The 26,275-nt window shown below is 48.2% G+C and carries 16 protein-coding genes; 12 read left to right on the forward strand and 4 right to left on the reverse strand.

The genetic code is table 11. From position 1 onward, the window contains the following. The first annotated feature begins 53 nt into the window (after positions 1–53). Positions 54–1,256, forward strand: coding sequence for a bifunctional 3,4-dihydroxy-2-butanone-4-phosphate synthase/GTP cyclohydrolase II (locus tag AC5JBY_RS13225; protein ID WP_495905071.1), 1,203 nt, complete (start codon positions 54–56; stop codon positions 1,254–1,256). Between the two features lie 52 nt (positions 1,257–1,308). Here AC5JBY_RS13225 and AC5JBY_RS13230 read toward each other — a convergent pair whose 3' ends face one another. Continuing rightward, positions 1,309–6,159, reverse strand: coding sequence for a translocation/assembly module TamB domain-containing protein (locus AC5JBY_RS13230; RefSeq protein ID WP_495905072.1), 4,851 nt, complete (start codon positions 6,157–6,159; stop codon positions 1,309–1,311). Positions 6,160–6,428: 269 nt separating this feature from the next. Here AC5JBY_RS13230 and AC5JBY_RS13235 point away from each other — a divergent pair, with 269 nt between their 5' ends. The 9 genes from AC5JBY_RS13235 (at position 6,429) to AC5JBY_RS13275 (ending at position 16,680) form a co-directional block, all read left to right on the forward strand. After that, entirely contained in the window at positions 6,429–6,758 is a 330-nt protein-coding gene (locus tag AC5JBY_RS13235) for an antibiotic biosynthesis monooxygenase family protein (RefSeq protein ID WP_495905073.1), read from the forward strand. 20 nt (positions 6,759–6,778) lie between these two features. Next, positions 6,779–6,910 (forward strand): hypothetical protein, encoded by a 132-nt coding sequence (locus AC5JBY_RS13240; RefSeq protein WP_495905074.1) that lies wholly within the window; start codon positions 6,779–6,781, stop codon positions 6,908–6,910. Positions 6,911–7,116: 206 nt separating this feature from the next. Continuing rightward, complete coding sequence (locus AC5JBY_RS13245) at positions 7,117–7,962, forward strand: hypothetical protein (RefSeq protein WP_495905075.1); 846 nt, start codon at positions 7,117–7,119, stop codon at positions 7,960–7,962. 16 nt (positions 7,963–7,978) lie between these two features. Further along, entirely contained in the window at positions 7,979–9,139 is a 1,161-nt protein-coding gene (locus AC5JBY_RS13250; protein WP_495905076.1) for a hypothetical protein, read from the forward strand. Positions 9,140–9,166: 27 nt separating this feature from the next. Further along, entirely contained in the window at positions 9,167–10,177 is a 1,011-nt protein-coding gene (locus tag AC5JBY_RS13255; RefSeq protein ID WP_495905077.1) for an IPT/TIG domain-containing protein, read from the forward strand. 23 nt (positions 10,178–10,200) lie between these two features. Then, positions 10,201–11,367, forward strand: a complete 1,167-nt coding sequence (locus AC5JBY_RS13260) for an SGBP N-terminal domain-containing protein (protein WP_495905078.1) — start codon at positions 10,201–10,203, stop codon at positions 11,365–11,367. A gap of 63 nt (positions 11,368–11,430) precedes the next feature. Beyond that, positions 11,431–13,014 carry an SGBP N-terminal domain-containing protein gene (locus tag AC5JBY_RS13265; protein WP_495905079.1) on the forward strand — a complete coding sequence of 528 codons (1,584 nt, stop codon included), beginning with the start codon at positions 11,431–11,433 and terminating at the stop codon, positions 13,012–13,014. 22 nt (positions 13,015–13,036) lie between these two features. Next, on the forward strand, positions 13,037–14,254 hold the full coding sequence (locus AC5JBY_RS13270; protein ID WP_495905080.1) for a hypothetical protein: 1,218 nt from the start codon (positions 13,037–13,039) through the stop codon (positions 14,252–14,254). Between the two features lie 56 nt (positions 14,255–14,310). After that, entirely contained in the window at positions 14,311–16,680 is a 2,370-nt protein-coding gene (locus AC5JBY_RS13275; RefSeq protein WP_495905081.1) for a TonB-dependent receptor, read from the forward strand. A 42-nt stretch (positions 16,681–16,722) separates the two neighbouring features. Here the strand turns inward: AC5JBY_RS13275 and AC5JBY_RS13280 are convergent, their stop codons facing one another. The 3 genes from AC5JBY_RS13280 to ggt all read right to left on the reverse strand — a co-directional run bounded on the left by AC5JBY_RS13280 (position 16,723) and on the right by ggt (position 20,284). Beyond that, positions 16,723–17,715 carry a helix-turn-helix transcriptional regulator gene (locus AC5JBY_RS13280; protein WP_495905082.1) on the reverse strand — a complete coding sequence of 331 codons (993 nt, stop codon included), beginning with the start codon at positions 17,713–17,715 and terminating at the stop codon, positions 16,723–16,725. Between the two features lie 192 nt (positions 17,716–17,907). Beyond that, entirely contained in the window at positions 17,908–18,462 is a 555-nt protein-coding gene (locus AC5JBY_RS13285; protein ID WP_495905083.1) for a DUF1572 family protein, read from the reverse strand. A gap of 109 nt (positions 18,463–18,571) precedes the next feature. Then, the gene (gene ggt, locus AC5JBY_RS13290; protein ID WP_495905084.1) at positions 18,572–20,284 is read right to left on the reverse strand and encodes a gamma-glutamyltransferase; all 1,713 of its coding nucleotides are present in this window, start codon (positions 20,282–20,284) and stop codon (positions 18,572–18,574) included. A 124-nt stretch (positions 20,285–20,408) separates the two neighbouring features. On the opposite strand from ggt, the gene AC5JBY_RS13295 reads away from it, so the two are divergent. After that, positions 20,409–23,495, forward strand: coding sequence for a TonB-dependent receptor (locus tag AC5JBY_RS13295; protein ID WP_495905085.1), 3,087 nt, complete (start codon positions 20,409–20,411; stop codon positions 23,493–23,495). Positions 23,496–23,677: 182 nt separating this feature from the next. Next, the gene (locus tag AC5JBY_RS13300) at positions 23,678–26,197 is read left to right on the forward strand and encodes a M14 family metallopeptidase (protein ID WP_495905086.1); all 2,520 of its coding nucleotides are present in this window, start codon (positions 23,678–23,680) and stop codon (positions 26,195–26,197) included. The last annotated feature ends 78 nt before the right edge of the window (positions 26,198–26,275 follow it).

Raw genomic sequence — 26,275 nt, forward strand, 5'->3', positions numbered from 1 at the left:
TACGTAACTTGAAATTTGTACCCTTATTTAGTAACTTTGCTCAAATTTACTCCATGCTCGATACTATAGAAAGTGCGATTGAGGATATCAAAAACGGGAAAATGATCATTGTGGTCGATGATGAAGACCGTGAAAATGAAGGCGATTTTGTGACTGCAGCCCGTAATGTGACCCCCGAGGTGATCAACTTTATGAGCAAACATGGCCGTGGCCTCATCTGTGCTCCAATTCCGGAAACCCGTTGCGAAGAATTGCAATTGGGATTGATGGTTAATAATAATACCGCCCTTCATGAAACAGCTTTCACCGTATCGATCGATTTGCTGGGACATGGCTGCACAACCGGTATTTCTGCCCACGACCGGGCCAAGACCATTCAGGCCCTGATCAATCCGGATACCAAACCCGAAGACCTGGGCCGCCCGGGCCACATCTTCCCTTTACGTGCCAAGGCTGGTGGCGTATTGCGTCGTGCAGGACACACAGAAGCAACGGTTGACCTGGCCCAACTGGCAGGTTTCGAACCCGCAGGCGTGCTGGTGGAGATTATGAACGAAGACGGTTCTATGGCCCGCCTGCCCGAACTGCAGGAGATCGCTAAGAAGTTTGATCTTAAGATCATTTCCATAAAAGACCTCATCGAATACCGCCTGAAGCAGGATAGCCTGATCGAAGAGATCGTGCGCGTGGACATGCCTACACAATGGGGACATTTCAAGCTCATTGCCTTCCGCGAAAAGATGACAGGTTTAGAACACCTGGCCCTTGTAAAAGGAGAGTGGAGACACGATGAGCCGGTACTGGTAAGAGTACACTCTTCCTGCTTTACCGGCGATATCCTCGGTTCCATGCGTTGCGATTGTGGCGATCAGCTCCACACAGCAATGGAGATGGTAGAGAAAGAAGGCAAAGGCGCTATTATATATATGAACCAGGAAGGCAGAGGCATTGGGCTGGTGAATAAACTGAAAGCCTACAAGCTGCAGGAGAACGGATACGATACCGTTGAAGCAAACCTGCACCTTGGCTTCCCCATGGATAAGCGCGACTATGGTATCGGCGCCCAGATACTCCGGGCACTGGATATTACCAAACTGCGCCTGATGAGCAACAATCCTAAGAAACGGGCTGGCCTGCTGGGCTATGGTTTGGAGATCGTGGAAGCAGTACCCATTGAGATCTGTCCCAACCCCCACAATGAAAAGTACCTTACTACGAAGAGAGATAAATTAGGTCACGAGATTTTGAAAGGATAAGAATGCGCTATTAGCTTTTGGCTAATGGCTAAAAGCTAATAGCTAACTGCTATTATTTATTCCCTACAGTATCATTCCTCGTGCTATCGGATGCAGATACGCTGGTAGAGTCTTTTTCTTTCTGCCTTTGTTCAGCCTTTTCCCTTCTTCTGCGTTCATTGCGGAAGATATCGCCCAGCCGCTCGAAGTCGTGGCGGTAACTGATACTGGCGCCGGAGCGGTTCTGGCGGGCGCCCACACCACTCATATAATTATAAGAATCGCGGTAGAAGAAAGTCAATACCACTTTACCATCCGCCCTCATTTTCCATTCGGCGGTAATGTCCGGCAGGAACTGCAGATTCTGGGTAGCCTGTACCTGCTGAGAACTCAGCCCAAAGTCGAGCGCGCTGCCGAAAGTGAACGTAAGCCGCTCATTCAGGAAGCTCTTACCGATGTTGAAGTTCAGGTTGGTACGATCGATGTTCAGCCTGTTCTGGTTCGCATTATCGATAAAATTAGAGCCGCTGTATATCTGCGCATTGAAGTTGACCTTGATACTTTTATCATTGAAGATGGTCTGGAAGATATTGGAAAACTGACGGCTAAGCGCATTAGACAATACGCCGGAGATGCTGTTGATCACCACACCCTCAAATGCAATATTGGCCAATGCTCCCTGGTTGCTGGAAGTAGACAGTGGACCAAAGCTGTTGAATACAATGAGGAAAGCTACCTGCTTGTTCAGTTCGTTCTCATCGTTTTGGATACGCTGTAAGATGGCCAATGCATCAGCATCGTTTTTCAGGGCACTACCCTGGGGCAGTTCTATCTGGAAGCTGATCTTGGGCTTCATAAGCTGATCTTTCAGCGTCGCTACCACAATCACCCTGCCACGGTATTTACGTACGTTGTTGTTGATACTGCTACTGTTGGAACTGGTGCCTGATTGCAGGGAAAAAGCATCAAGCCCGAGGTCGCTGAAACGTACGTTATCCGCCTCATATTCTGCGTCGATCTTTATCGTAGCACCATACGGATCACCTTGCCATTGAATGTAGTTGCCAGCATTGGGACGCAGCGTAAACGGCTTGCGCAGCAGCGACTGAAAGTTGAAATTATAATTACCCCTGTCGATATCATAACGGCCGGTGATGGAGAAGTCACCATCGCTGGCGGCCTTCATCTTAAGGTTGCCATGCCCTACGGCCTGGATCACGTCACCGGTCAGCTCATCCAATATCACATACATGTTGATGTAGTTATTGGCAGTCACATCGAGCGTTACAGAAAGGTTGCTTTCATTGAAAGAGCTCACCTTTTGCATTTCGCGTCCATACACTTTCCATCGGATATAATCAGTTTCCCCGCTTTGTTGTGAACCACCAGAACGGATATAGAGCTTGGAACTATCTGCCGGCTCACCCCTGATATCCATCTTCATATCCTCCAGCCTGTCCTTCAGGGTCATGTTTACCTTGGCGAATACAGTTCCAAAGAAAGGGTCCTTTCCAGTGTTATTGGTTGCCAGCACCAGCAGCTTGTTGGTGTTCATGGCAAAATCAAAATCCAGGTCATCGAACCCTTGGTGCTTCAATATACCGCGGCTGACGGTGCCTGTATTACCATATTCATCTTTGATGGCAAACGAACCAAAATTGATATGGTCCTCTTTAAAGTCGAAGGAGGCAGACGGTATCTTGTACAGCACGTTGGTGTAGTTGACACGCAAGGTGCCGTTGCGCAACTGCACTTTTCCGAGATATTGTAATTTGTCGGTAGGTCCGGTGATCCTGAGCTGACCCGTAGCGAAACCGGTAATATCTTTGAATACGCCCGACAGGTATTTTTCGAGGATGTCGATCTTGGTATCCTTGAAGTTGCCCGTAACGTCCAGCGGTACTTTGCTGTTCGTACTATCGATCAGATTGTATATCCCCTTCACATCAAATACATAATCCTTGTTATCGGACAATGCCGCAAAGTTTACTGCGCCGGTGCGCTGGTTGTAGTTGGCATTGAGCTGGATCTTACCCAGCGAGTCATTTTCAAACCTGAACTGTTCAGCCTCTCCCGCCATATCTACCTGTATCTTGCCAAAAGGATTCATGATGTCCACAGTGGCATTCAACAATCCTTCCAGGCGCGTAGCCTTGGTGATATAAGGTGCGAAGTCGCCAATATTGATCTTTTTCAGGTCTACCTTGATATCATTGGTATTGCCAATATCCGAAGGCTGCGTGGTCACGAGGATCTCTTGGTCACCACTGTATATTTTAACGCCATCGGCAGTAACGAGCTCTTCACTCAATACCAGCTCTCCGTTTTTGTCGATCACCCAGTTCTTCCCATTTACATCGAAATGCGATTCATTAAATACGATGCGAACCCCTTTAGGCATGGTTTGCACACGCGCCACTACATTGGCAGAGTTGAGCGTTTGGCTGGCGCTTGTCTTAAGCGTAATATCCGATACGTCGTTGGCCGAGCTGATGTTGATAGTAGAACCAGGGAAGTGCAGACTGTCGTTGATGTATACATCTGCAATGGAATTCTCCAGCTTCAGGCTGTCGAGGTTACCCGTTCCCTTCAACACCACGTTGTAGAAAGCTACGTTCTTATAACTGAACTGCGGTACCTCCACATTCAGGTCGAGCAGGTTCTCCTTGGTGTTGATACGGCCCGTAACAGTACTATAGTTGAAACCATTCAGGTTCTTATCGAAGAAGTCGAGATACTCATCTACTTTCTTGGTGGTAACCACAAAGCTGAAGTTCTCATCCGACTGGATGGGCCTGCGTCCTTCACCAATGTAACTGGGATAGTATTTATGCAGGAAGGTACGGAAGGCGATAGGCAGGTCGCGGATAGAGAACTGACCTACGAGTGCCGCATCAAACTCATTACTGAGCACGGTGATCACTTTGTTGGTGCCCATGGTCTTGGATTCCACGTTCAGCGAATCGAAAGAGATACGTTTCCCTTTCTTGAATACAGACGCTTCATATACCCGGGCTGTACCGAAGAAGTTATCGATATTGTCACCACTGAAGTTGAAACGGAACTTGCCGGCTACTTCCACGCTGTCTTTCATTAACCGGATCATTTTCAGATCAGCTTTGGTAATGTTGGCGTCGAAATTGAACTGCGGTATATCCTTGCTGAGGTCTACAAGTCCGATCATTTGGAACTGCAGATTGGGATCATCCGATGTCAGCTCTCCATTGAAGAGCCGCTTGGCCACAGTTCCTTTTACAGTAATGTTTTGATAGTTATAACCGCTTACCTCCAGCGACTTGATCACCCCGTCCAGTTTTGCGTTGAGGCTGTTGGCCTTCATGCCAATACCATAAATGCCGCCATTGAAACTGATCTTGCCGATCTGCGCCACATCCACAAAAGGACCCAGGTGAAAACTGTCAGTCCTTAATTTACCGGAGTAAGTAGGCGCCCCTTTTTCCGGGAACTTCATATTGAGGTCACTCACGATAGTTCCAAGATTGGTGTGGATGGTACCATAAGTAACGAAGTCATTAATGAAGCCGGTGAAGTTGCCCCTGAACTGCAGGTACTCCAGTTTATCGATCCTTGGTTGCTGAACAGTCTTTAATTGCGGAACAATAGTAATAGCATCAGGATAGGTGGTCCTGAAATCATTGGCCACGAAGTCGATGAAAGTATTGTCGATATCTGGCAGACCTTTGATACTGATGTTTCCATTGAGGTAGGTATTCTTTCCGGCCTCGATGATCAGTTTGCGCGCGGTGAGGTTATCTACAGGCCCTTTGATCTTTCCGCTGATACGTATCTTCTTTTTCCAGTCCTGAAGCGCAGGCGCAAAGAAAGCAATATCATCACTGTCGAGCTCTGCATCATCGAAGTCTCCTTCCATACGCACCTTGGAAACAAAATCGCCCATGTCATCGAACGTATCGTAGTGCATGGCGAAGTAGTTGTTCAGGCGGCTGCGGTTGGTTTGCAAATTCAGTGCATGAAACTCCATAGCCTCGGGATGCATCAATACACTGGCATCGAGCCGCTTTACAACCAGCCCGCTGCGTTCCTTCGTGGTAAGGTGCATGCTCAGTGTAATAGAGTCCTGCTTGAACGTTACCTGTTTGAAGTTGGCATTGATATCATTGAAGTTGATATGGCTGGCATCGAAATGCGCTACCAACGCATCATCAGATTGCCTGTCACTTTTAAAGGTTCCTTTTTTCAGTACTACCTCATTGATGAGGATGTCCCAGTTGCCGGGATTCCAGCGTAGGTTCTTGGGATCATTCACAAAAGTTTCTTCCTTGTATTTGGGGCGCAGCGAATCAGGGCGCTTGCCTTCGTAGTTGTACAAGGCAAACAGTGGTTGGTCGATATTGAGCGTATTGATCCTGATCTGCCGCTGCTGCATGTCCAGCTTTTCTGCATCGATGTCGAGATTGGCGAACTGCATGGTCATGTCCTCGCCGCGCCAGCCATCACGCTGCAGCACAGATACATTATCAAACTCTACTTTCTTTAGATCGAGATTGATGCTGCCCTTTTTAGCCGTAGTGTCCTTGGGACCGCTGAAATAGTCAGACAGGAAACGATAGTTCCAGATGGAATCCTGCCGCTGCAAATGGATCACGGCATCCTCGAGGCCAATGTATTTAAGCTCTATTTTGTCTTTGAAGAAGAACCAGTCAGTGATATTTACCTTGATGGCGCCAGCATAGAGGAGCGTGTCCTGCTGGTGGTCCTTGATAAGCGTGCCTTCCAGCACCATTTTGTTGAATAACGCAAAATCAACATGTTTGATCTGAACGGTAGTCTTGAGATCCTTAGAGAGACGTTTGGTAACCTGGTGTACCAGCCAGTTTTGGACGGGAGTTGTTTGGACGGCCAGCCAGGCCAGTAAGATCAGAGCGATCAGTACCAGCAGCACGGTCCGGGATATTTTCCAAAACTTTCTCAGGGCCTGCGTAATTCGGGTGTAAAATTAGGTAATCCCCCTTGTTGAGCAAATTCAGTACCAATGAATTGACGAGTGGTTGATAAATATCAGCTTTAGGAGCGGATTAACACCGAATTGGGGATAACCCACCAGCACCATCCGGCGCCCCCCGAAAACTCCGTTTGAGGTAAAAACTTCTCCGTCAAGGCGCTGTGACAGTTTTGTGACAATCCTATTTTCGCCCTATAAAATTTACACCCATGGACAAACACTTTGTAGCAGTTAATTATATCTCCTGTTCGGCAGAATACCGCCCGCGTTTCGAAGAACTTTTTGCCTCCCGGGCCCATGCCATCGACAAGATGCCCGGCTTTATCAATATGCACGTATTGCGTCCCTTGCAGGATGGCGGCGATTACCTGATCGTGAGCTATTGGGAAACCGAAACCGCTTTTAAGGACTGGACAAAGTCGGATGCTTTCCGTCAGGGACATAAACGTGGCTTTGAAGACCTTGCCAAAGCGAAAGCAGAAGGAAAAGCGGCGCCCATGAGCAGTGACTTCAGGACTTACCAGGTTATCAGCGAATAAATAGTCTGAAAAGATATTATATGAAAACCAGCAATGAAAGAAATAAACGGATGATGGCCTGGATAAAGCGGCTCGGCTTTTGGGGCTTCCTCTTTTTCCTCGTAAAAGGATTGTTCTGGCTGGCGCTCTTCTTCTTTGCTGTAAAAAAGTAGCACAGCTTTTACATTACATTATTATTCTCCACCACAATGCCTGTATAGAACGAACACGCCTATACAGGCATCGTTGTTTTGTACAATCGTTCGCCGAAACTTTAATATATGTATTTCCTACAATTATTCCGTATGGGGTAAGACGTTCTCCCTGTATGGTCAACCATTCCATCAACCTTTGCACATCCAATTTTAGGATTGCAATTATGACATACAGGATTATCATCTGGGCAATTACGATCATACTGTTAGGTAGTTCATGCGGCAAGGTCTATGACCTTAACGGATCGGATTGGGAAGCCGATGTTCCACCGAGCGATTCCGTTTTCAACCGCGAGATACAGGTATTGGATCTGGGCGCCCATCTCCCCGCAGGTCATGAACCACTGGATGCTGATGATCCTATGTTCTTCAGCCTTGAACGATTCAGCTCTATCGGTATTGGATACCGCAGCACCGACCGCTGGGATATTTCATTCAGCGGCATGTACCGCAGCACGATCTCCGGCAACAACGGAAGCCGCGCCGGATTTGGCTACGGCACATCGGCCATTGGTGGCCTGGTAGTGCTGGATGCTGCTTTTGATGATGTGACACAGATTCCCGACGACAGTAAGTTTCAATATCCAGGCTCAACAGGGCTGGATGACCAGGGCGCTTTTGGTCTTCCGCTGGGGCATGTGGTATATACTTTCTTTGGCAACTTTTTGAGGCCCGATAAGATGAAAGATATCGATAACCCTGATCCTGCTATACAGGCGGAAGTAAACGCCTATCAACACATGATGTATTGTCTTTCCCAGCGTACTGTAGAAACTTTTAAGAACGTACATCCCCTACGGCCACGCACTATCATTATCAAAACAGCCAAAGGCAATTATGCCAAGATGGAGACACAAAGCATGTACGGCGGCATCCTGGACCCGATGGAGATGCGCAGAGGTAAGAATATTAAAATGCCGGCCTACAGTTTCCGGTATGTAGTGGTGAAAGCAGATGAACGCCGCTTCGGATTCATGGTCAACCGTTCTAAACTAACTATAAAGCTATAATTCTATAATAAACGCTATGAAGCAACCTGCGACCCTTTCCCGTTTTTATCAGGTCTTACTGGTAATATGTTTTTTCGCGACTGCACTGTCGTGTACGAAAACGGAACTCGTCCCTTATGAACGTGCCTCCAACAATACGATCCTTGAATATAAGATGACCTATGCCGGCGACACGCTCCTGGGCGCTATCGACAATATCAGCAATACGATCAAGCTCTATGTTCCATATTATGTAGGAGTAGATGTGCTGGTGCCCACCATCAAAATAGACAAAGATGCCAAACTGCTCGATGCAGCTAATAATGTGATCAACCTCGACGGAGGTATTCTGCCTGTTCCATTAGATACTACCGGTTATTTGTACCAGGTAATGGGAAGGGACAGTGTAAAACGCCGGTACACACTTGTCATCGAGATTGCACCACATCCTGATACGTTGAAGGCAGGTTACCTGTTTACCACACCAGGTGGTTCTATCATCAATTATGTTACCGGCATCGACAAGTCTGTATATGGCAGAATGCCCATCTATGGCAACTTCGGTTCTACCAGCGCAGGGGCAAAATTTACACTTACGCACCGCGTTTCCAAAAAGGTCTATACCGATGTGTTGAAGACTTATGAGGTAACCCCCGGTTCAAATTATTATACAATGATGGTCGACATTTCGGCCTATGCTGATAGTGGGTATTACGATGTGGAAATAAAACACCAGGGCCGCAAGGCACAGTTGCCTCCCATGCACCTGGTATACCAGAAACCCAAGTTCACCAATATTAAGTCCACTGCTGCCTATGCTGCCGGCGATACCGTTACATTCTCCGTCATCGGGCTCAATACCAACAATACCCAAAATGGTGTCCTCCTGGGGCTGGAGCGCATATATATGAAATTTGTGAAGTCAGGCTTCAATTTCGGCGGCGCTTATCCCGCTACCTTCCCCAATGATCTCTTTGGAAAAGAACTGGAGATGAGGGTCGTCAGCAGCTCCCGTACAGAAGTGAAAGCTATCTTCCCGGATGTGCCCGCCGGCGCTGTTGGCTCCTACATATACGCCTTCTCACTCGACTTCCCGGGCATCGGTTTCTATTTCGACTTCAACAATGAAACAGGTTGGGGCAAGAACAATATGCTGGCCACCACCGGACGCCTGTTTACAATCAACCCCAAACCATAAACCTTCCCTTCAAACAATCAATAAGTAATGAATACGATAAAGAGATTACTGATAACAGCAGTAGTGCTGATGACGGGTATGTTTTCCCTGCTGCCTTCCTGTAAAAAGACGGAGTATGAACAGGAGAAGAAACCATATAAGCAGATTGAAACTTTTTCATTGAAAAGTTATGCCGGCGATACAATAAACGCAGTGATCAATGAGGGAAATATTGTGGTGTATTGGGCAGCAGAAACAACACTGCCTGCCACCATCCGCCCGGTGATCGTGGTGTCGCCCGATGCTACGATTTCTCCTGCTTCCGGCGCCGAAGTAGCTTTCAATGTCAACACGGTTTATACAGTTACTGCTGAAGATGGTACTACCCAAACCTATCGCCTGAAGCCGGTGATCAATTATCCGGTACCTAAGATATCATCAATCAATCCGGCCAACCTCCATTTTATATCTGGCACTACGGTAACGATCAGCGGTGAATATTTCCTGGCAGGTACTGCTGCCGACGTACGTGTGTATGCCCAACGGCTTAAAGACGGTTTTGAGTTTGACCTGCCGATCGATCCAACAAAACTCACCATGACCAACATCACGGCCAACCTGCCCACGTACACCCCTTTGCTCGACACAGGAGCCCATAAAGTATGGGTGAAGATCGGCAACCGCGTTTCTGATACGAAGGCAGTTACGATCCGCATTCCCGATATCAGCTACACCGATCTGTTGAAAGTATCCTTCAAGGATGCGGGCGTTGCAGTGGCAGCAGGTGATAGCATTACCATGCGCATAGCGGATGAGCACAATGGCAACGTGGTGAAGTGGTATGCAAAGAAGTTCTCTAAACTGGTGATTGAGAATTATTCCTTTGAAGCACCGGCGCTTACCCAAACTGATAGCACGATCAAGTTCAAGCTGCCGGATTATCCAGTTGACCGTGCGCCCAACAGCTTTGTCCTGTACTTCAAGGATGGGTACGGCAATGCTGTCTATCTCTCCAGGATCATTGGTGTCAATGCGTTCCCCAAGATGCCCGTCAAATAATTCATTGTAAAATCTACCCAACCATGCAGATAAATAAATACTTACAATTTTTTACGGTATCGATGACTTTTGTGGCCGTAGGATTTACGGCCTGTAAGAAGACCGAGATCATACCGCTGGAGAAAGTCTCCAAAAACAGGATACTTACGTATTCAGTCACCAATGGCGCCAATACTTTACAAGGTGCGGTTGACAATATCGATAGCACCATTACGGTGTATCTGCCTTATTACTCCGGCATCGACCACCTCGTTCCGGAAATAACGCTGGAAGAAGGCGCCAGCCTGATCGATGCCGCCGGTAACAAGATCAACCTGGATGGAGGCGTGGAGCCAGTACCAGTAACCACAAAGGATTATACTTACCGCGTATTGGGTGATGATGCATCTGTTCGGAAATACAAGCTTATCATCGGCCTGCAACCCTATGCACCCAAACTGGTGGCGGGTTATCTGTATGATTACACCAACAAAAAGATAGATGATGTTTCCTCCATCGATAAGGTATTGGGCGGGCAAGTCTATATCATGGGCAATTTCGAATCTACCAGTACCAATATCAAATTCACCGCTACGCACAGAAAATCGGGAAGGGTAGTGAATGACCTGCTCAAGACGCTCAGCGTATCCACCGATGCGGCCGGTTATTATACTGCTTTGGTGCAAACCTCCATTGAAGCTGATACCGGCTATTACGATATACGTATGGAACAACAAGGACGTACGGCCGATCTTCCTGCTATACGCCTTATCCTGCGGAAGCCTTATTTCGGCAGCCTGTCTACTATACAATCAACCTTGCATGTGGGAGACACTGTTAAGTTTGCTGTGAAGACCGGTAATACGCATGATCCTTACAATGGCGTAAATGCAGGACTTAAACGCGTGTACATGAAGTTCAATAAGTCAAAGCTGCTTGCCCGCCCGGCAACATTACCGGAAAGCATGATGGATACGCCCATCGAGCTGAAGGTAGTTAAGAATACGCGTTCTGAAGTGTGGGTGATCTTCCCGGAAAATATTCCTGTCGGCACTTACCAGGGCAATCAAAGCAATGGCGTTTCTATCGACACCGGCTACATCATCTATTATGCTGGTACAGAGTTCTATTTCGATTTTGAAGATTGGACCGGCTGGGGCAACAACAACCTGCTGGGACTTGCTTCCACGCTCTACGTCCTTCCGAAATAAATCACATTACTCACCCTTTTAGATTACTATATGCAAAAGCTCAGGACCCATACTTTTTTGTTCATGACAATCGCTGTATGCGCAGCACTGTTTGTCATCTCCTGTAAAAAAGACAAAGAGTATACTAAATACCCTTACAACAATATCGAACGTTTTGCGCTGAAAGGCTATGCGAATGACACCATCAAAGGTGTTATTATCAAAGACACTGTATTCGTTTATTGGGATGCTTCAGCAAAGTTGCCGGAAAGCATTACGCCTTCCATCATCGTGTCCGAAAGAGCTACCATTTCCCCCGCGTCGGGTACGGCTGTTTCTCCGGCCTCATCGCCTGTTTATACAGTTACTGCCGAAGATGGTACCACACGCAAATACCAGTTGAAATTTGTATTGGGGCAAGCGCCTCCCATTGTTACCAGTATCGCCAATGCAGATTTTCTGCAATGGTCGGGCACGACTTTGATGCGGATCACCGGGCAATACTTCCTGACGGGCGGAGACACATCTGCTATCAGGCTGTATGCGCAGCGCGTGAAAGATGGTTTTGAATTTGATATGACGTTGCGGCGTGATCTTATCAATTCAGTGACACTGTCAGCTGGATTACCTGTTTATACTGCTGCGATGGATACCGGCCGGCACAATTTCAAGCTGGTGGTTGGCAAGCAAACCATCAATGCAGGCTCCGGGTGGATCGGCGCGCCGCTTATACTGGGCACTTATCTCTCACTGGAAAACCGTCCTGCAAAATATTATCCCGGTGATGTGGTGACCATTAAAGTCGATGATGGTCTCAATGGCGCTGTATACAACTGGTACAGAGGAAAAGTGTCCCGGATCGTTTTGAATCTGATCAAACCTCCTGCGACGAATTCTACGGCACAATTACAGATCACCGATATCGAGCAGGTAGGCAATACCCTGAAATTCAAGATGCCCGACAATGCACAGAATTACGCTGATTATTATATCGGTAATACCGTTGTGTATTATCCAAAGTACAATGCTAATGGTGTACCATCTACAAGTACTGGATTTTTCAACCCGAGCGCTACCGACAAGTTGTACATAGGTGCACTAACCCCCGTTAAAATTGCTGCCTGGCATTTCGATGCACTGGGAGGTGGCGTGCAGCCAACCGTTAAACAAATAACAGCAGACGTAGGCACTGGTACACTGTACTTCGATGGCACCAATGGCTCCGACAACCTCACCATCGGTACTAATGTTGTTTCCTACTCCGGCAACATTCTGGGCGATGACAGACCGAGCCCGGTGGCGTTTCCCAATGGCTCTATAGTCATGGCTGGCCCCTCCGCCAACACGAAGGGAATGGTATTCAAAGTGTCCACCACTGGTATCAGAAATTTGAAAGTAAACTTTGCTACGCGCGGAGAGCCTACGAGTTTCACTACCTACAAGATATCATACAGTACCAATGGTGCCAGCTTTACAGATTTCAAAACGATCACCGGCATGAACGTGCTTGACTGGTCGTTGCAGCAACTGGATTTCAGTGCGGTCACGGCGCTCAACAATGCTGCCAATGTGTACATCAGGATAACTGTTGATGGCAATACGATGGATTCCGATCCTTTTGGCTCGAACCGTTTTGATAACCTCATATTCAGCGGAGTTTCTAATTAGGCAATAGAGAAAGCAAATGATGATGCGTAGCAATCGATCCGTTTACTGGCTTATAGCAGGAGCAGCCCTATGGTTGTCTTCCTGCTATAAGCTGGAAGATAATATGGTGAACTATGAAGACAGCCATAGCAAGGTGATATACAACCTGCCGGGTGATACCCTTGCCTCCGATGGATGGGAAGATAATTATGAAGCAGGCGACACGTATCTGCGGCAGCGCTATTACAGTGCTTCATGGACCGATTCCATTCGTTTCGTGCCCTGGGGCAAGGAGATGATCAATGCTGCGCGGGGTGTCGACGTTAATACAGAAGGTAACGTCGTATGGCTGAACAATGCAGGTACACATCCTGTCGGCGCCCGGGAGAACGAAGCTTATTCCAATACCGCAGATAATCACCAATACATTTTCCGCAGTGGTGTGTGGTACCAGATGGATATTGACGGAGATAAAGGAACTGCTGCCAACGATAGCATATTTATCAACTGGCGGGGATTTGTTCAATCGGCCCCGCCCAATCCGGAAGTAAACTGGGCTTATCGCGATAACGACAACCAGCGTGTTTATCAATACAATGGAAAAGCCTGGGTACTGATGGTGAATGATGCCAACTACCGCGATAACACCAATTTCATCCAGGTGCAGTACAGCAAGAGCGGTAAAGAAACCGGTCAATACAGCATGTTCCTGTTCCGCTTCAGCGATGGCCGGCAGCAGTTTATCCGTGATGCGGCCGACTCGGCCCGCTACCTGAAAGACGCCTCCTGGGATATTGCCTTCACCGATAATTTCAACAGCGTCATCTGGCTTAACAATGCCGGCTATAAAAACAATCCCGGTTATGGAGGCCCTTTGACGAAGACCTCCGTGGTAATGTATGAGTATGGCTACGAGTTTATGAACGAAGCACCTCCTGATGCGGTATTCGATGCGGTGCCGCCGGAAAATATGCAAATAGGATACGCATCGGAATATGGCAAGGGAGTGAATGCCTGGTATGAATACAGTAGTACCACACATATTGCGCAGCCCTTTCCTTACCGGGCTTTTTACCTGCGCCTTCAACGCATCGATCCGGTAACCGGCGCCAGCAGTTACCGGTATGGCAAGCTGCAATTGATCAGCATGTACAAAGGCGCCCCGGAAGTGGTGACCGATCTCAACTGGCCTTCCCCTTATTTCACCTTCCGCTATTTTATCCAGGAAGACGGCAGCCGTAATGTAAAGACAAAAGACTAAAAGGTGGGTCGCCCTCCAGGGGTGGCTCACCTTAGTCAACCTATTAATACAAACAGATGAAATTCTATATAGCCCTTGTACTGTTGATGATTAGTGGATCTATCTTACAGGCCCAACAAACTACGTTACAGGGAACAATAACAAGTACCGATCAGAAAGCGTTGGCCGGTGCAGTGATCACCATCCAGTCTTCAGGCAAGGTAATCACCAGTGATGCACATGGTAAATACCGTTTTGCATCGATCGCTTCAGGCCGGGTGATCCTTCACGTACACATGATCGGGTATAAGGACTATACTGATACATTTACTGTATCCGGCGCCACCTACACAAAAGATGTGCGCCTGGAGGTCAGTTATCATGCTTTGGAAAACGTGAGCGTTACCGGCGCACGGCGTGCAAATGCCAATGCCGAGACCCTGGTAAAGGTCGAGAACAGCATTATGCCGGTTACCATTATCGAGCGCCGCACGATCGAGCTGATGGGCAGCCGTCGCCTCGATGAAGTGTTGAAAGAGCAAACAGGTATGGCCATTGTAAATGACATCGGAGGAGGTTCTCGCTCGGTAGGCGTACAGATGCAGGGCTTTGGCGGTGAGTACATCATGGTGCTGATCGATGGCCAGCCAATGGTGGGGCGCAACAATGGCAACTTCGATCTTTCGCGTATCAGCGTTTCCAACATCGAGCGTATCGAGATCACCAAAGGAGCCGCTTCCAATATCTATGGCGGCGATGCATTGGGCGGTACCATCAATGTAATTACCCGTCATGAGGTGCACCAGGCACAGGGAATGATCTCTGCAAGCTATGGCAGCAATGAAACAATTGACCTGATCGCAGATGGAGAAACACCTGTACTCAATAAGAAAGGCAGCTTGTCGCTCAATACGAATTATTACCACACGGGTGGTTTCAATACCAGTCAGGGAACGATCAAGGGTACTACAGCGCCACCTTACGACAATTATGCGGCCCAGGGAAGATTCCGTTACAAGTTCGACGACAGGAACCTGCTATCGGTAAGCGGTCGTTTTGGATTACGTCGAAGCTTCATGACCAAAGATTATGGCGCCAGCTATATTACCGAAGATGAGCTGGACGAACAGGACATAAATGCTTCCGCCACTTTCGATCACCGCTTTAATGATCAGTGGCGTACCATGACGCGGTATTACTTTACACGTTATGTGGCCGATATGAGCGTTGCACTTACGCAGGGAGACAGCGTCAGTCAAAACAAGTTTGGACAAACACTGCATCGCCTGGAGCAGCAGTTTTCATATGCACTGAATAAACAGCTATATGTTGTTGGTGGAGTAGGGGGCACCCATGAAAGTACGGACCGTACTATTCTACCCACGTCGAAAGATATCAGGTCTTATTTCGGCTTTTCACAGGCCAACTGGAAAGTGATGCCTAAGATGGAACTAACACTGGGTCTGCGCTATGATCATATTGTAGATTATGGATGGCGCTTCGATCCCAGTATGGCAGTGCAATACAAAGTCCTTCCATCGTTGAGTTTGAAAGCCAGCTATGGAACAGGATTTAAAGCACCTGATACCCGCAAGCTGTATCAGGTGTTTTATAACCCGGCTTATAACTATATGATCGCCGGCAGTGCTATTCTGCGTGATATTATCAACCAGATGCTGGCAGCCGGACAGATCAGCAAGTATGAACTGGAGCCGGTTTATAACGAGATCAAAGGCAGGAATTTATTGGCCGAGTTGAGCAAGTCTTACAACGTCAGCCTCGTTTGGGAATCACCCAATAAAACGATCAAGGCCGAAGGAAGTGTGTTCTATCATGATATCACCAACCAGATCAACAGCGTCCTGATCGGTACCGATATCAATAGCCGCGTTATCTATTCCTACCGCAACAATGCAAAGGCTTACTACAAGGGTGTAGAGTTATCATTGAATTATAGCCCCATCAATGATCTTGCTATCAGCGGCGGGTACCAGTACCTGATCGCTAAAGACAAAACGGTAGAAGATGCGATCGTGGAAGGTGGTAAATATTATAGTCCCCTTTTTGATCCCAATACAGGTTATGTGAACTACAATCCTTCCTCCAAAGATTACTGGGGTATAGAAAACCGGTCCAGGCATATGTTCAACGCACGGGTATTTTATACCTACAAGCCCTGGGGGCTTAGTGGCAACGTGCGGGTAAACTTCCGGGGCAAGTATCCTTTCAGCGACAAGAACAACAACGGCTATATGGACCGCTTCGATATATTTGTAAAAGGTTATTACCTGTTGAACGCCGGTATAGAAAAGAAATGCTTTAACCGCCGTCTTTCTCTGCGCTTTAATGCGGAAAATCTGCTGAATTTCGTTGACCCCAAAGTTCCCTCTCAACCCGGACGGGTTTTTATGGCAGGCGTAGCATATAATTTCGTTGGAAGCAAGTAAGCTCATGCGGTAGCCCTTCGACAAGCTGAAGGGTGTACTGCTTTATCGTTTCAGGGTTTTGGGAGCTACCCCGAAGTGCTTTTTAAAGGCCCTTGTGAAATGAGAGATATGTTGATATCCCGTAAGGAAGGCTACTTCAGAAACAGATTTTCCGGCCAGCAGCAGGCTCTCGGCCTCTTTCATTTTCACTTCATTCAGGTAGCCGAATACCGTGGTCCCGAACACTTCTTTAAAATGCCTTTTGAGATACGCATCATTGGTGCCCACCTGGTGGGCAAGATCGATCAGTGAACAGGGGCTTTGTATATTAGAGATGATGATCTCTCTTACCTGGTGCATCCGCTCTATGTCCGCCGGTTTTAATTTGGGATGTCTGCCGGCGTTCAGCACGTTGGTTCTTTGTTCAAATGCTTCCAACTCCAGCGCCAGCAGCTCACCCACCTTGCTACGGATGTAGAGTTGTTTGTACCTCCCTTCCAGCGGGCATTGCAACATATCATATAAGATACCACTGCTTTTTGCCTGGATAAAGAGGTTGGAACCACTCATCAGCGCGGGCTTGTTATCCGCTATGTTCTTTTGCAGCACATCGAAGAAGGGATGGTCTTCGGGCAGCGCTTTCATCATCAGCTCCGGGCTGATGCCCAGCTCAAATATCTCCAGCCTTTCATTGGGTTCCCACTGAAGATGGATCTCCTCCTTGGGCAGAAATACATAATTGTACTCCTGCTTCTTGAATTTGAAGGCAGTATGATTACGCTTGCTGTTGTTGATCTCATAGGTCTTCAGACCGCTGAGCGTATAACTGAGCTGGATGAAAGGATGCTTGTTCTTGATAACAACCTTTCCAGGTTCTGATGATTGAACGTTGTAATATCCGAAGTTGATCCCATCGGGGGAAGACAGTTCGAAAATAGTACCGCGATGGCCAGGTCTGTCCACTGCCCGGCGATTTTGCTTTAGCAGGTTATCGCCTTTCCGGTATATGTCAAACTCACAAGACATAGGAGTTGCATATTGGATAAGCGTTCTCATGTACAGGTAGCGGATTTGTCATAGTAATGTAATTAATGCCGTGCAATACTATGACTTTTGTCATTCTGTGTAATCCCCAATCAGGAAAAATAATTATGCTAAAAGGAAACAGTTACAGATCAGCCCTATTAAATATGATGAAAGTTTCCTTGCAGGTAAATTTATTTCCGTTAATGGTAAATCGGCATTGGGTCATTTGATATTCGCTGGATCTTTTATGCCATCACTGGCATTGTATTCAGCTGATTTGCCGGGTTCTATAGAAAGACTTTTCCAGTCCTGGTCTTTGATCATGCGGCCGATGTATACAATTTGTCCAACATGATAAGGGTAATGGGCCAGTTGCCGGTTGATGGCATCGATAACGATGAGCGGTTCCCGGCGGATGGTAATAGTCTTTAAGAGGTCTTCTTCTGTTAATGATTCAAGCGCTCCAAGAAAGCAGGCCCATCCTGCTGACCACATATCTATAAGTTGTGCTCGTGTATATTGAATGACTCCAAACTCTTCATCCCGTTTGCGCCATTCCTTTTCACCATCTTCGGTTAGGAAGTTGGTCCAGCGGCTCAGCATATTGCCGTGCAGGTGTTGTATAATAATGGCGATACTGTTGGAAGCGGCATTAGGCTGATACAGAAAATCCTCATCATGCTGCAATTGCTCAAAAGTCTTTTCACCCAATGTCTTGTAATAACGCAGGCGTTTGATAACACTGACAAGGTATTCTTTTCCCAGGTAGTTGGACATACTACTCATTTCACGTAAAGGTATGAAAGAAGGTGTTAGCCCTTAGGGTTTAGCTGTTAGCAACAACACCTAAAAAGCTAACAGCTAATGGCTAAAAGCTTGAAGCTCCTCAATACCCCGCTGCATGGTCATCACCCCGCTTATCGCCAACAGCTTCAAAACTGCCATCAGGTAAGATGCGGATCACTTCTGTGCGGCCGATAGCGCCACGCTCAGTGATCTTATAACCCATTTGCTTCAGCTGGTCACGTATTGCCTGGGGGAAATCTCTTTCTACGGCGATTTCGTCAGGCAGCCACTGGTGGTGAAATTTGGGTTTGTTCACAGCATCATCGGCGTTCATATCAAACTCCAATACATTAACCAATGTCTGGAACACAGAAGTAGTGATAGTGGTGCCGCCGGGCGTACCTATCACGAGATAGGGCTTACCATTCTTCAATACGATCGTAGGCGTCATGGAACTCAACATACGTTTGCCGGGCACGATGGCATTGGCATCGCCGCCAACAGCGCCATACATATTGGGCACACCGGGCTTTACACTGAAGTCGTCCATCTCATTATTCAGCAGGAAACCTGCACCACCTACAACAGTCTTGCTGCCATAGCCGCCATTGAGCGTAGTGGTTACAGCTACTGCATTGCCATCTTTGTCGTAAGTACTGAGGTGAGTAGTTTCTTCACTTTCAGGAATGATGCCTGCTTGTATAGCGGCACTGGTGCTCGCTTTGGACGGATCGTAATCCTTCATGCGGTTTTTTGCATACACATCACTGGTGAGCGTTTTCACCGGCACTTTAAAGAAGTCCACATCACCAAGAAACTTGGCCCTGTCGGCATACGCTCTGCGCTCTACTTCCGTCATCAACTGCACGGATTGCACAGTTTGGAAGCCATAGCTTTTAATCCCTTTGTCTTCTATCATCTTCATCATCATGGGCAACAACACGCCGCCACTGCTGGGCAAAGGCATGGTAACAACGCTGTATCCTTTATAATCGAATGTAGAAGGTTGCCTTTCTTTGGCAGTGTAGCTTTTCAGGTCATCATAACTGATGATGCCTTTACCACGCTGCATCTCTTCCACGATGAGGCGGGCAGTTTCCCCTTCATAGAACCCCGCCTGTCCTTTATCGCGCATGCGCTTCAGGGTATTGGCCAGGTCTTTCTGCACGAGGGTGTCGCCGGCTTTCCAGGGCGTCTCTTTTACAAAGGCGGGCGTTACAGTGTTGTATTTGACAAACGATGCCCGGCTGCGATTAAGGTCGCTGGCTTCGTCGGCAGTAATCACGTATCCCTTTTCAGCGAGGTCGATGGCTGGCTGAACGAGTGTTTTAAAAGGCAGCTTGCCATATTTGGCGGCAGCAAATAATCCCGCTACTGTACCTGGCACGCCGGCCGCCAGGTGGCCATTGATACTGAGAGAAGTAATGGCGTTGCCGTCCTTATCGAGGTACATGTCACGGTGTGCATTGCCCGGTGCTTTCTCGCGGTAGTCGAGCGTTACATTATTGCCGTTGGACAGGTGGGCCACCATAAAGCCGCCGCCGCCGATATTGCCGGCAGCAGGGTATACTACCGCCAGTGCAAGCTGGGTAGCGATGGCTGCGTCAACAGCATTACCGCCCTTTTTCAGTATGGCAAGGCCCACTTCACTGGCGAGGGGATGAGCTGAAACAACGGCACCCTGTGTACCGGTTACTTTCTTCTTTATAGTGTATTGGTAAGGGTTGACCTGCTTGCCAACAATCGATTTGTTGCCAGAACAGGCCTGCAAGAACAGTGCTACCAGTAATATATAAGTGATATTTTTCCTCATATAACGTTTTTTCGGTTGGGGGCGTAAAATTACCAAAGCTAATTCAATAAAATATTTTAACTTACGTATAATCAAAATGCCAAGGCCGCGGGGCCGCACATTAAACCAAACTGGACACAAGTTTATGAGAAAATTCATTTACCCGATCTACGGGGTGAGTGTTCTTGCATTCCTGTTACTCACCTTCCTATGTTCTTCAGCTCAAATTACCACCGGTACTATTAAGGGAATTGTTAAAGATGCCAAGGGCAATCCGCTCAGTGGCGCTTCCGTTGCTATTGAAGGCCAACGGGGTGGCACGGTCACGGATGCAGCTGGCAATTATTCATTACGCGTAGCACCCGGTACCCACACACTCGTTATCAGTTTTGTAGGCCAGGGCACCCAGCGCTTCCAGGTTACGGTAGCTGCCGGCAGCACGGCCGAACAAAACGTGGACCTGAAAGACGAGATCACCGACCTCAGCGGCAGCGTGGTGGTCATCGGTTCACGTTCACGCCAGCCGCGCAGCAAGCTCACCACCACGGTCCCCGTGGATGTGATCAACGCCCGGGAAATAAAACAGTTTGCCCAGACTGATATTACCCAGCTGCTAACCCATGTGGCGCCTTCTTTTCAATCGGCCCGTCAAACGATCTCCGATGGTACCGATCATATCGACCCGGCCGGTCTGCGTGGCTTAGGCCCCGATCAAACCTTAGTGCTGGTGAATGGCAAACGCAGGCATACCACTGCACTCGTTAATATTAATGGTACGGTAGGGCGGGGCTCTGTAGGTACGGACCTCAATGCAATCCCTGCTGCCGCCATCGAACGCATTGAAGTGTTGCGCGATGGTGCTGCGGCGCAATATGGGTCAGATGCCATTGCCGGGGTGATCAATGTAGTGCTGAAGAAAAGCTTCAGAGGAGTTACTATCTCTGGGTTGGTTGGTGAGAACATCACCACGATGCCCTATGGCGAAGGAGTGAATATTACCGATGGCCTCAACCGGCAGATCGATATAAGTGCCGGCATGGGCTGGAAGAATGGAGCCTATATCACAGCCAGTGGCCAATGGCTGAAACGTGATGGCAGCAACCGCAGCGGCCTCGATAACATTCCTTTGTTTTATCATGGTAATGCAGGCGCGTTTCCTCCTGCCGCCGCTATTCCGCCGGGCGTTCATCCCACGGATTACTATCGCTGGCTGATGGACCAGGACCGGGCAATGGTGGCTCAGCGCAAATACGACCGTCACAATATAGTAGCAGGTAATTCCTCTTCCGATAATATTGGTGCTTTCGTAAACGCGGGTTTACCGATCAGCGATAAAGTAGAAGCTTACCTTACTGCAGGACGGTCTCATAGAACCGGTGCTGCCAGCGGTTTCAGCCGCAACCCCAACTCATGGAGCCAGCAACCGGTACTGGCCAACGGACAACGTTATTATTACGATGGCTTTCTGCCCCAGATACATACCACCATCGATGACATTTCACTCATAGCCGGTGTTAAAGCTGATCTGGGCGCCTGGGCGCTCGATATCAGCAATACCATTGGCCGTAATGCCATCCGGTACGATATCAAGAATACCGGCAACGCTTCATTGCCTGCTTCAGATGATGTACAAACTGAGTTTTTTGCAGGTAAACTATCCTTTCTGCAAAACACGGTAAACGTTGACCTCAACCGGCAGTTTGATATTGGTGCTGGTAAGACGATCAACTTTGCTGTAGGCGGTGAGTACCGCTATGAGAAATATCGTATCGAACAAGGTGAATTGAATTCCTGGCAGGATACTTCTACGAGTGGCAGAAGGTTTCAACCCGATCCGGTGCCTTCCTATCCCGGCTCGTCTGTAGTATATACGCCACCAGGCGGTCCTGCAGTACCGGGTGCACAGGTATTCCCGGGTTTCAGGCCTTCCGATTCTACCAACGCCCACCGAGATATTTATGCCTTGTATGTCGATGCCGAATTGCAAGGCAATAAATTTACACTGGGCGGTGCTGCCCGCTATGAAACCTATAAAGAGTTTGGCGTGAGCTACGATAACATCAGCGGTAAGATCACGGGTCGCTATGAGATCAACCGGAATATCGCCGTACGCGGTTCTGTGAGCACCGGCTTCCGCGCACCTTCACTCCACCAGCGTTATTTCCAGAATACTTCTACACAGTTTGTAGGTGGATTGCCTTCGCAGGCGCTTACTGCCAACAACTATAACCCGGTAGTTCGGAATGCCTTTGGTGTTAAAGAACTGAAACCTGAGACATCTACCAGCTTTTCTGCCGGTGTGGTGGGCACGGTAGGCAACCATCTTACGTTCACAGTAGATGCATATTTTATCAAGATCGATGACCGCATTGTGCTGTCTACCCAATTCAGCCGCAGCAATACAATTGTTGATTCGATCATGAGAGAACACAGCGTACCTGCTTCAGTGAATGCCCTGCAATTCTGGACCAATGCCATCAATACAGAAACAAAAGGTATCGATGTAGTGGTGACAGAACGATTCAAGATAGGGAAGGGGAATGCCAGCTTATCGGTGGCTGCCAATTTCAATGAGAATACAGTCGTTGGTGGTTTGAACACGAACTCTGTGGTCGATGATCCCAAAGTAAACCCCAGCTGGGGCAATCCGGCTGCCAACCCGGCCAATGACCTCAGCACAGGTTTGTTCGATCGTCAGCAACGTTCCCGCATCGAAGTAGCCCAACCCAAGAGCAAGATCAACATCACGTTCAGCTACGACCTGCCCAAGTGGAATTTCCTGGCGCGCACAGTGCGCTTCGGCAAAGTAGAGTATATACACAACTTAGATCCCAATTCTAAGAATCCGGTGAGTGGTGCTTATTTCAATGATGTAGCCCTGGGTACCGACCAAACCTTCGATGCCAAGTGGAGCACTGATGTGGTAGTGACGTACAAAGTAACGCCCGGCATTGCCATCTCTGTAGGCGCCAACAATTTGTTTGATGTCTATCCCGATAGGATCTTCATCGATCCACGCAATGATCCATCTGCTTATTACGCTACGCCCGTTACAACCGGCGCCAATAAAACTACCGGCGGCTACAATGCTTCCCGCGATGCCTCCAACAGAGGACGCTTCCTGTTTACCGCCAATCAGTTTGGTTTCAATGGCCGCTTTTTGTTTGCCCGGCTCAACCTCGACGTGTTTGAGCTCACTAAAACGATCAAAAAGGCACTCCCTAAAAAATAAGTTAAGTACACGCTACATTACAGTCACATGAGGAATCTCAGGGGCATCCCGCACACGGGGATGCCTTTTTTTTGTGGCAAGAAATCTGCTTGCGAAGTAAAAGCCCTATCAACCATTCAACCTGTTAACCAGTCAACCTTCCGCGAATTTCCTTATTTTCATGGCTTATATACTGACATATCATGAAGAAAGTCCTGGCCTTATGGCTCTTAGTCTTTGCTGCAACGATTGGTTATACCCAGGTGAAATCGCCCGAACAATTCCTGGGATACAAGATTGGTTCCCGCTACACACCCCACTACAATGTGGTAAATTATTTTAGAGAGATTGCTGCCACCGCTTCCAATATGGTGAAGCTCGAAGAGTATGGCCGCACCAATGAAGGCCGTCCCTTGCTGACAGCGTTCATCGCTTTGCCCGAAAACCTTTCCCGCCTGGAGCAGATCAGGCTCAACAACCTGCGTCTGGCAGGCATGACCAATGATAAGGCTGCACCTGATGAGAAAGGCCCAGCCCTGGTATGGTTAAGCTACAATGTGCATGGCAATGAAACCTCTTCTTCCGAAGCAGCCATGCTTACTTTATATGAACTGGTGAATCCAGCCAATGCCAAGACCAAAGAGTGGTTGAAGAATACAGTAGTGGTGATCGACCCCTGTATCAACCCCGATGGTCGCGACCGCTATGTAAACTGGTTCAACAGCGTGGTAGGTGTTACGGCTAACGCGCAACCCTTTACTCGCGAGCACAGTGAGCCCTGGCCTGGTGGTCGTGCTAACCACTATTATTTCGACCTCAACCGCGACTGGGCCTGGCAAACACAGGTAGAGTCTCAACAACGCCTGGCCAAATACAATCAGTGGCTCCCGCAAATACATGTAGACTTCCACGAGCAAGGTTATAATGATCCCTATTATTTTGCCCCTGCCGCAGAGCCCTTCCATGAAGTGGTATCACCCTGGCAGCGCGAATTCCAGGTGTTGATCGGTAAGAACAACGCTAAGTATTTCGATGAGAACGGCTGGCTGTTCTTCACCAAAGAAAGATTTGACCTGTTCTATCCCAGCTATGGCGATACCTATCCCATTTACAAAGGCGCTATCGGTATGACATATGAGCAAGGCGGTCACAGCCGTGGCGGTGCTGCCGTGATCAATACGGATGGCGATACACTCACACTGTGGGATCGTTTGTACCACCACTTCACCACTGGCATGGCCACCATTGAAGTGAGTGCACAAAATGCCGGCAAGTTGGTACAGGAGTTTAAAAAATATTACGACAAGGCACGTACAAGCCCTCCCGGTGAATTCAAAGCCTGGCTGGTGAAAGCCGATGCCGGCGACAGGCTGACACGCCTGAAGCAACTCCTCAACAGGAATAGTATCGATTGGAGCTATGCTAATGCTGCTACTTTTACCGGGCTCAACTATTTCACCGGTAAGTCTGAAAGCTATAAATCAGTGACAGGCGATATCGTGATCAATGCCAACCAACCCAATGCCAACCTGGTAGATGTGTTGTTTGAGCGTACATCGAAACTCTCAGACTCAGCCACCTATGATATTACGGCCTGGTCAATGCCTTTCGTGTATGGTCTTACCACTTATGGTCTCAATGCATATGTAACGGCTACTTCTAAAGACATCGTTGTTCCCGCGCCATCACAAACTGCGGCAAAGCTGGCCTATGCTGCTCGCTGGAATGGCGTAAACAGCGCCCGCTTCCTGAGCGAGCTGTTGAAGAAAAAAGTGAAAGTGCGTTTTGCCGAACAACCTTTTACAGCCAATGGGCAGAATTATGAGAAAGGCACCTTGCTGATCCTGCGCACGAGCAATGCCGGGCTGGGCGATAAATTATACAGCATCGTTTCAGATGCAGCCAAAGTAGCTGATATCAGCTTCAGTGCAGTGGAGTCTGGTTTTGTTGACAAAGGATTCGACTTCGGCTCCAACAAGGTACACATGCTGCATGCGCCCAGAATTACCCTGGTAGCAGGAGATGGCGTGTCTTCACTCGGTATGGGTGAAGTGTGGCACTTCTTTGATAAAGAACTGGGCTATCCGATCAATGTAGTATGGTCGGATGAGCTGCGCGGAAATGTATTGAAAGAAACGGATGTATTGATCCTGCCCGAAGGCCGTTATTCTTTCCTGAGTGATAAGGGGCAGAATGATAACCTGAAAGAGTGGGTGAGCAATGGCGGTAAGCTGATTGCGCTTGAAGGTGCCGTGGCCCAACTGGCGCGTGGCGAGTGGGGCATCAAGATCAAAGAAGACAAAAAGGATGATAAAAAAGACGACAAGAAAGATGATTACAGCGTGTTGAAGCGGTATGAGAACCGCGAGCGCGATTTCCTGCCCGGCTTCATACCCGGCTCTATCTACAAGGTGGAACTGGACAATTCGCACCCGCTGGCCTTTGGTTACGACAACTTCTACTACACCCTCAAGCAGGATGATAATATCTACGAATTCTTCAAAGATGGTAGCTGGAACGTGGGTATCATTAAAAAAGATAACCAGGTAGCTGGTTTTGTGGGCTCAAAGCTGAAAGAAAAGCTGAAAGACGGCGTCTTATTCGGGGTGCAGGACTACGGCAGGGGCAGTGTGGTGTACCTGGCCGACAACCCCTTGTTCAGGAACTTCTGGGAAAGCGGTAAGCTGTTGTTCTGCAACGCTGTGTTTTTAGTGGGACAATAGTTCCGGATTAGCATTTCGAATTCGTTAAAATATACCAACGGGGCAGGTTACTGCCCCGCTTTTGCTTACTTTGGCAGA

This window comes from Paraflavitalea sp. (genome assembly GCF_059502485.1).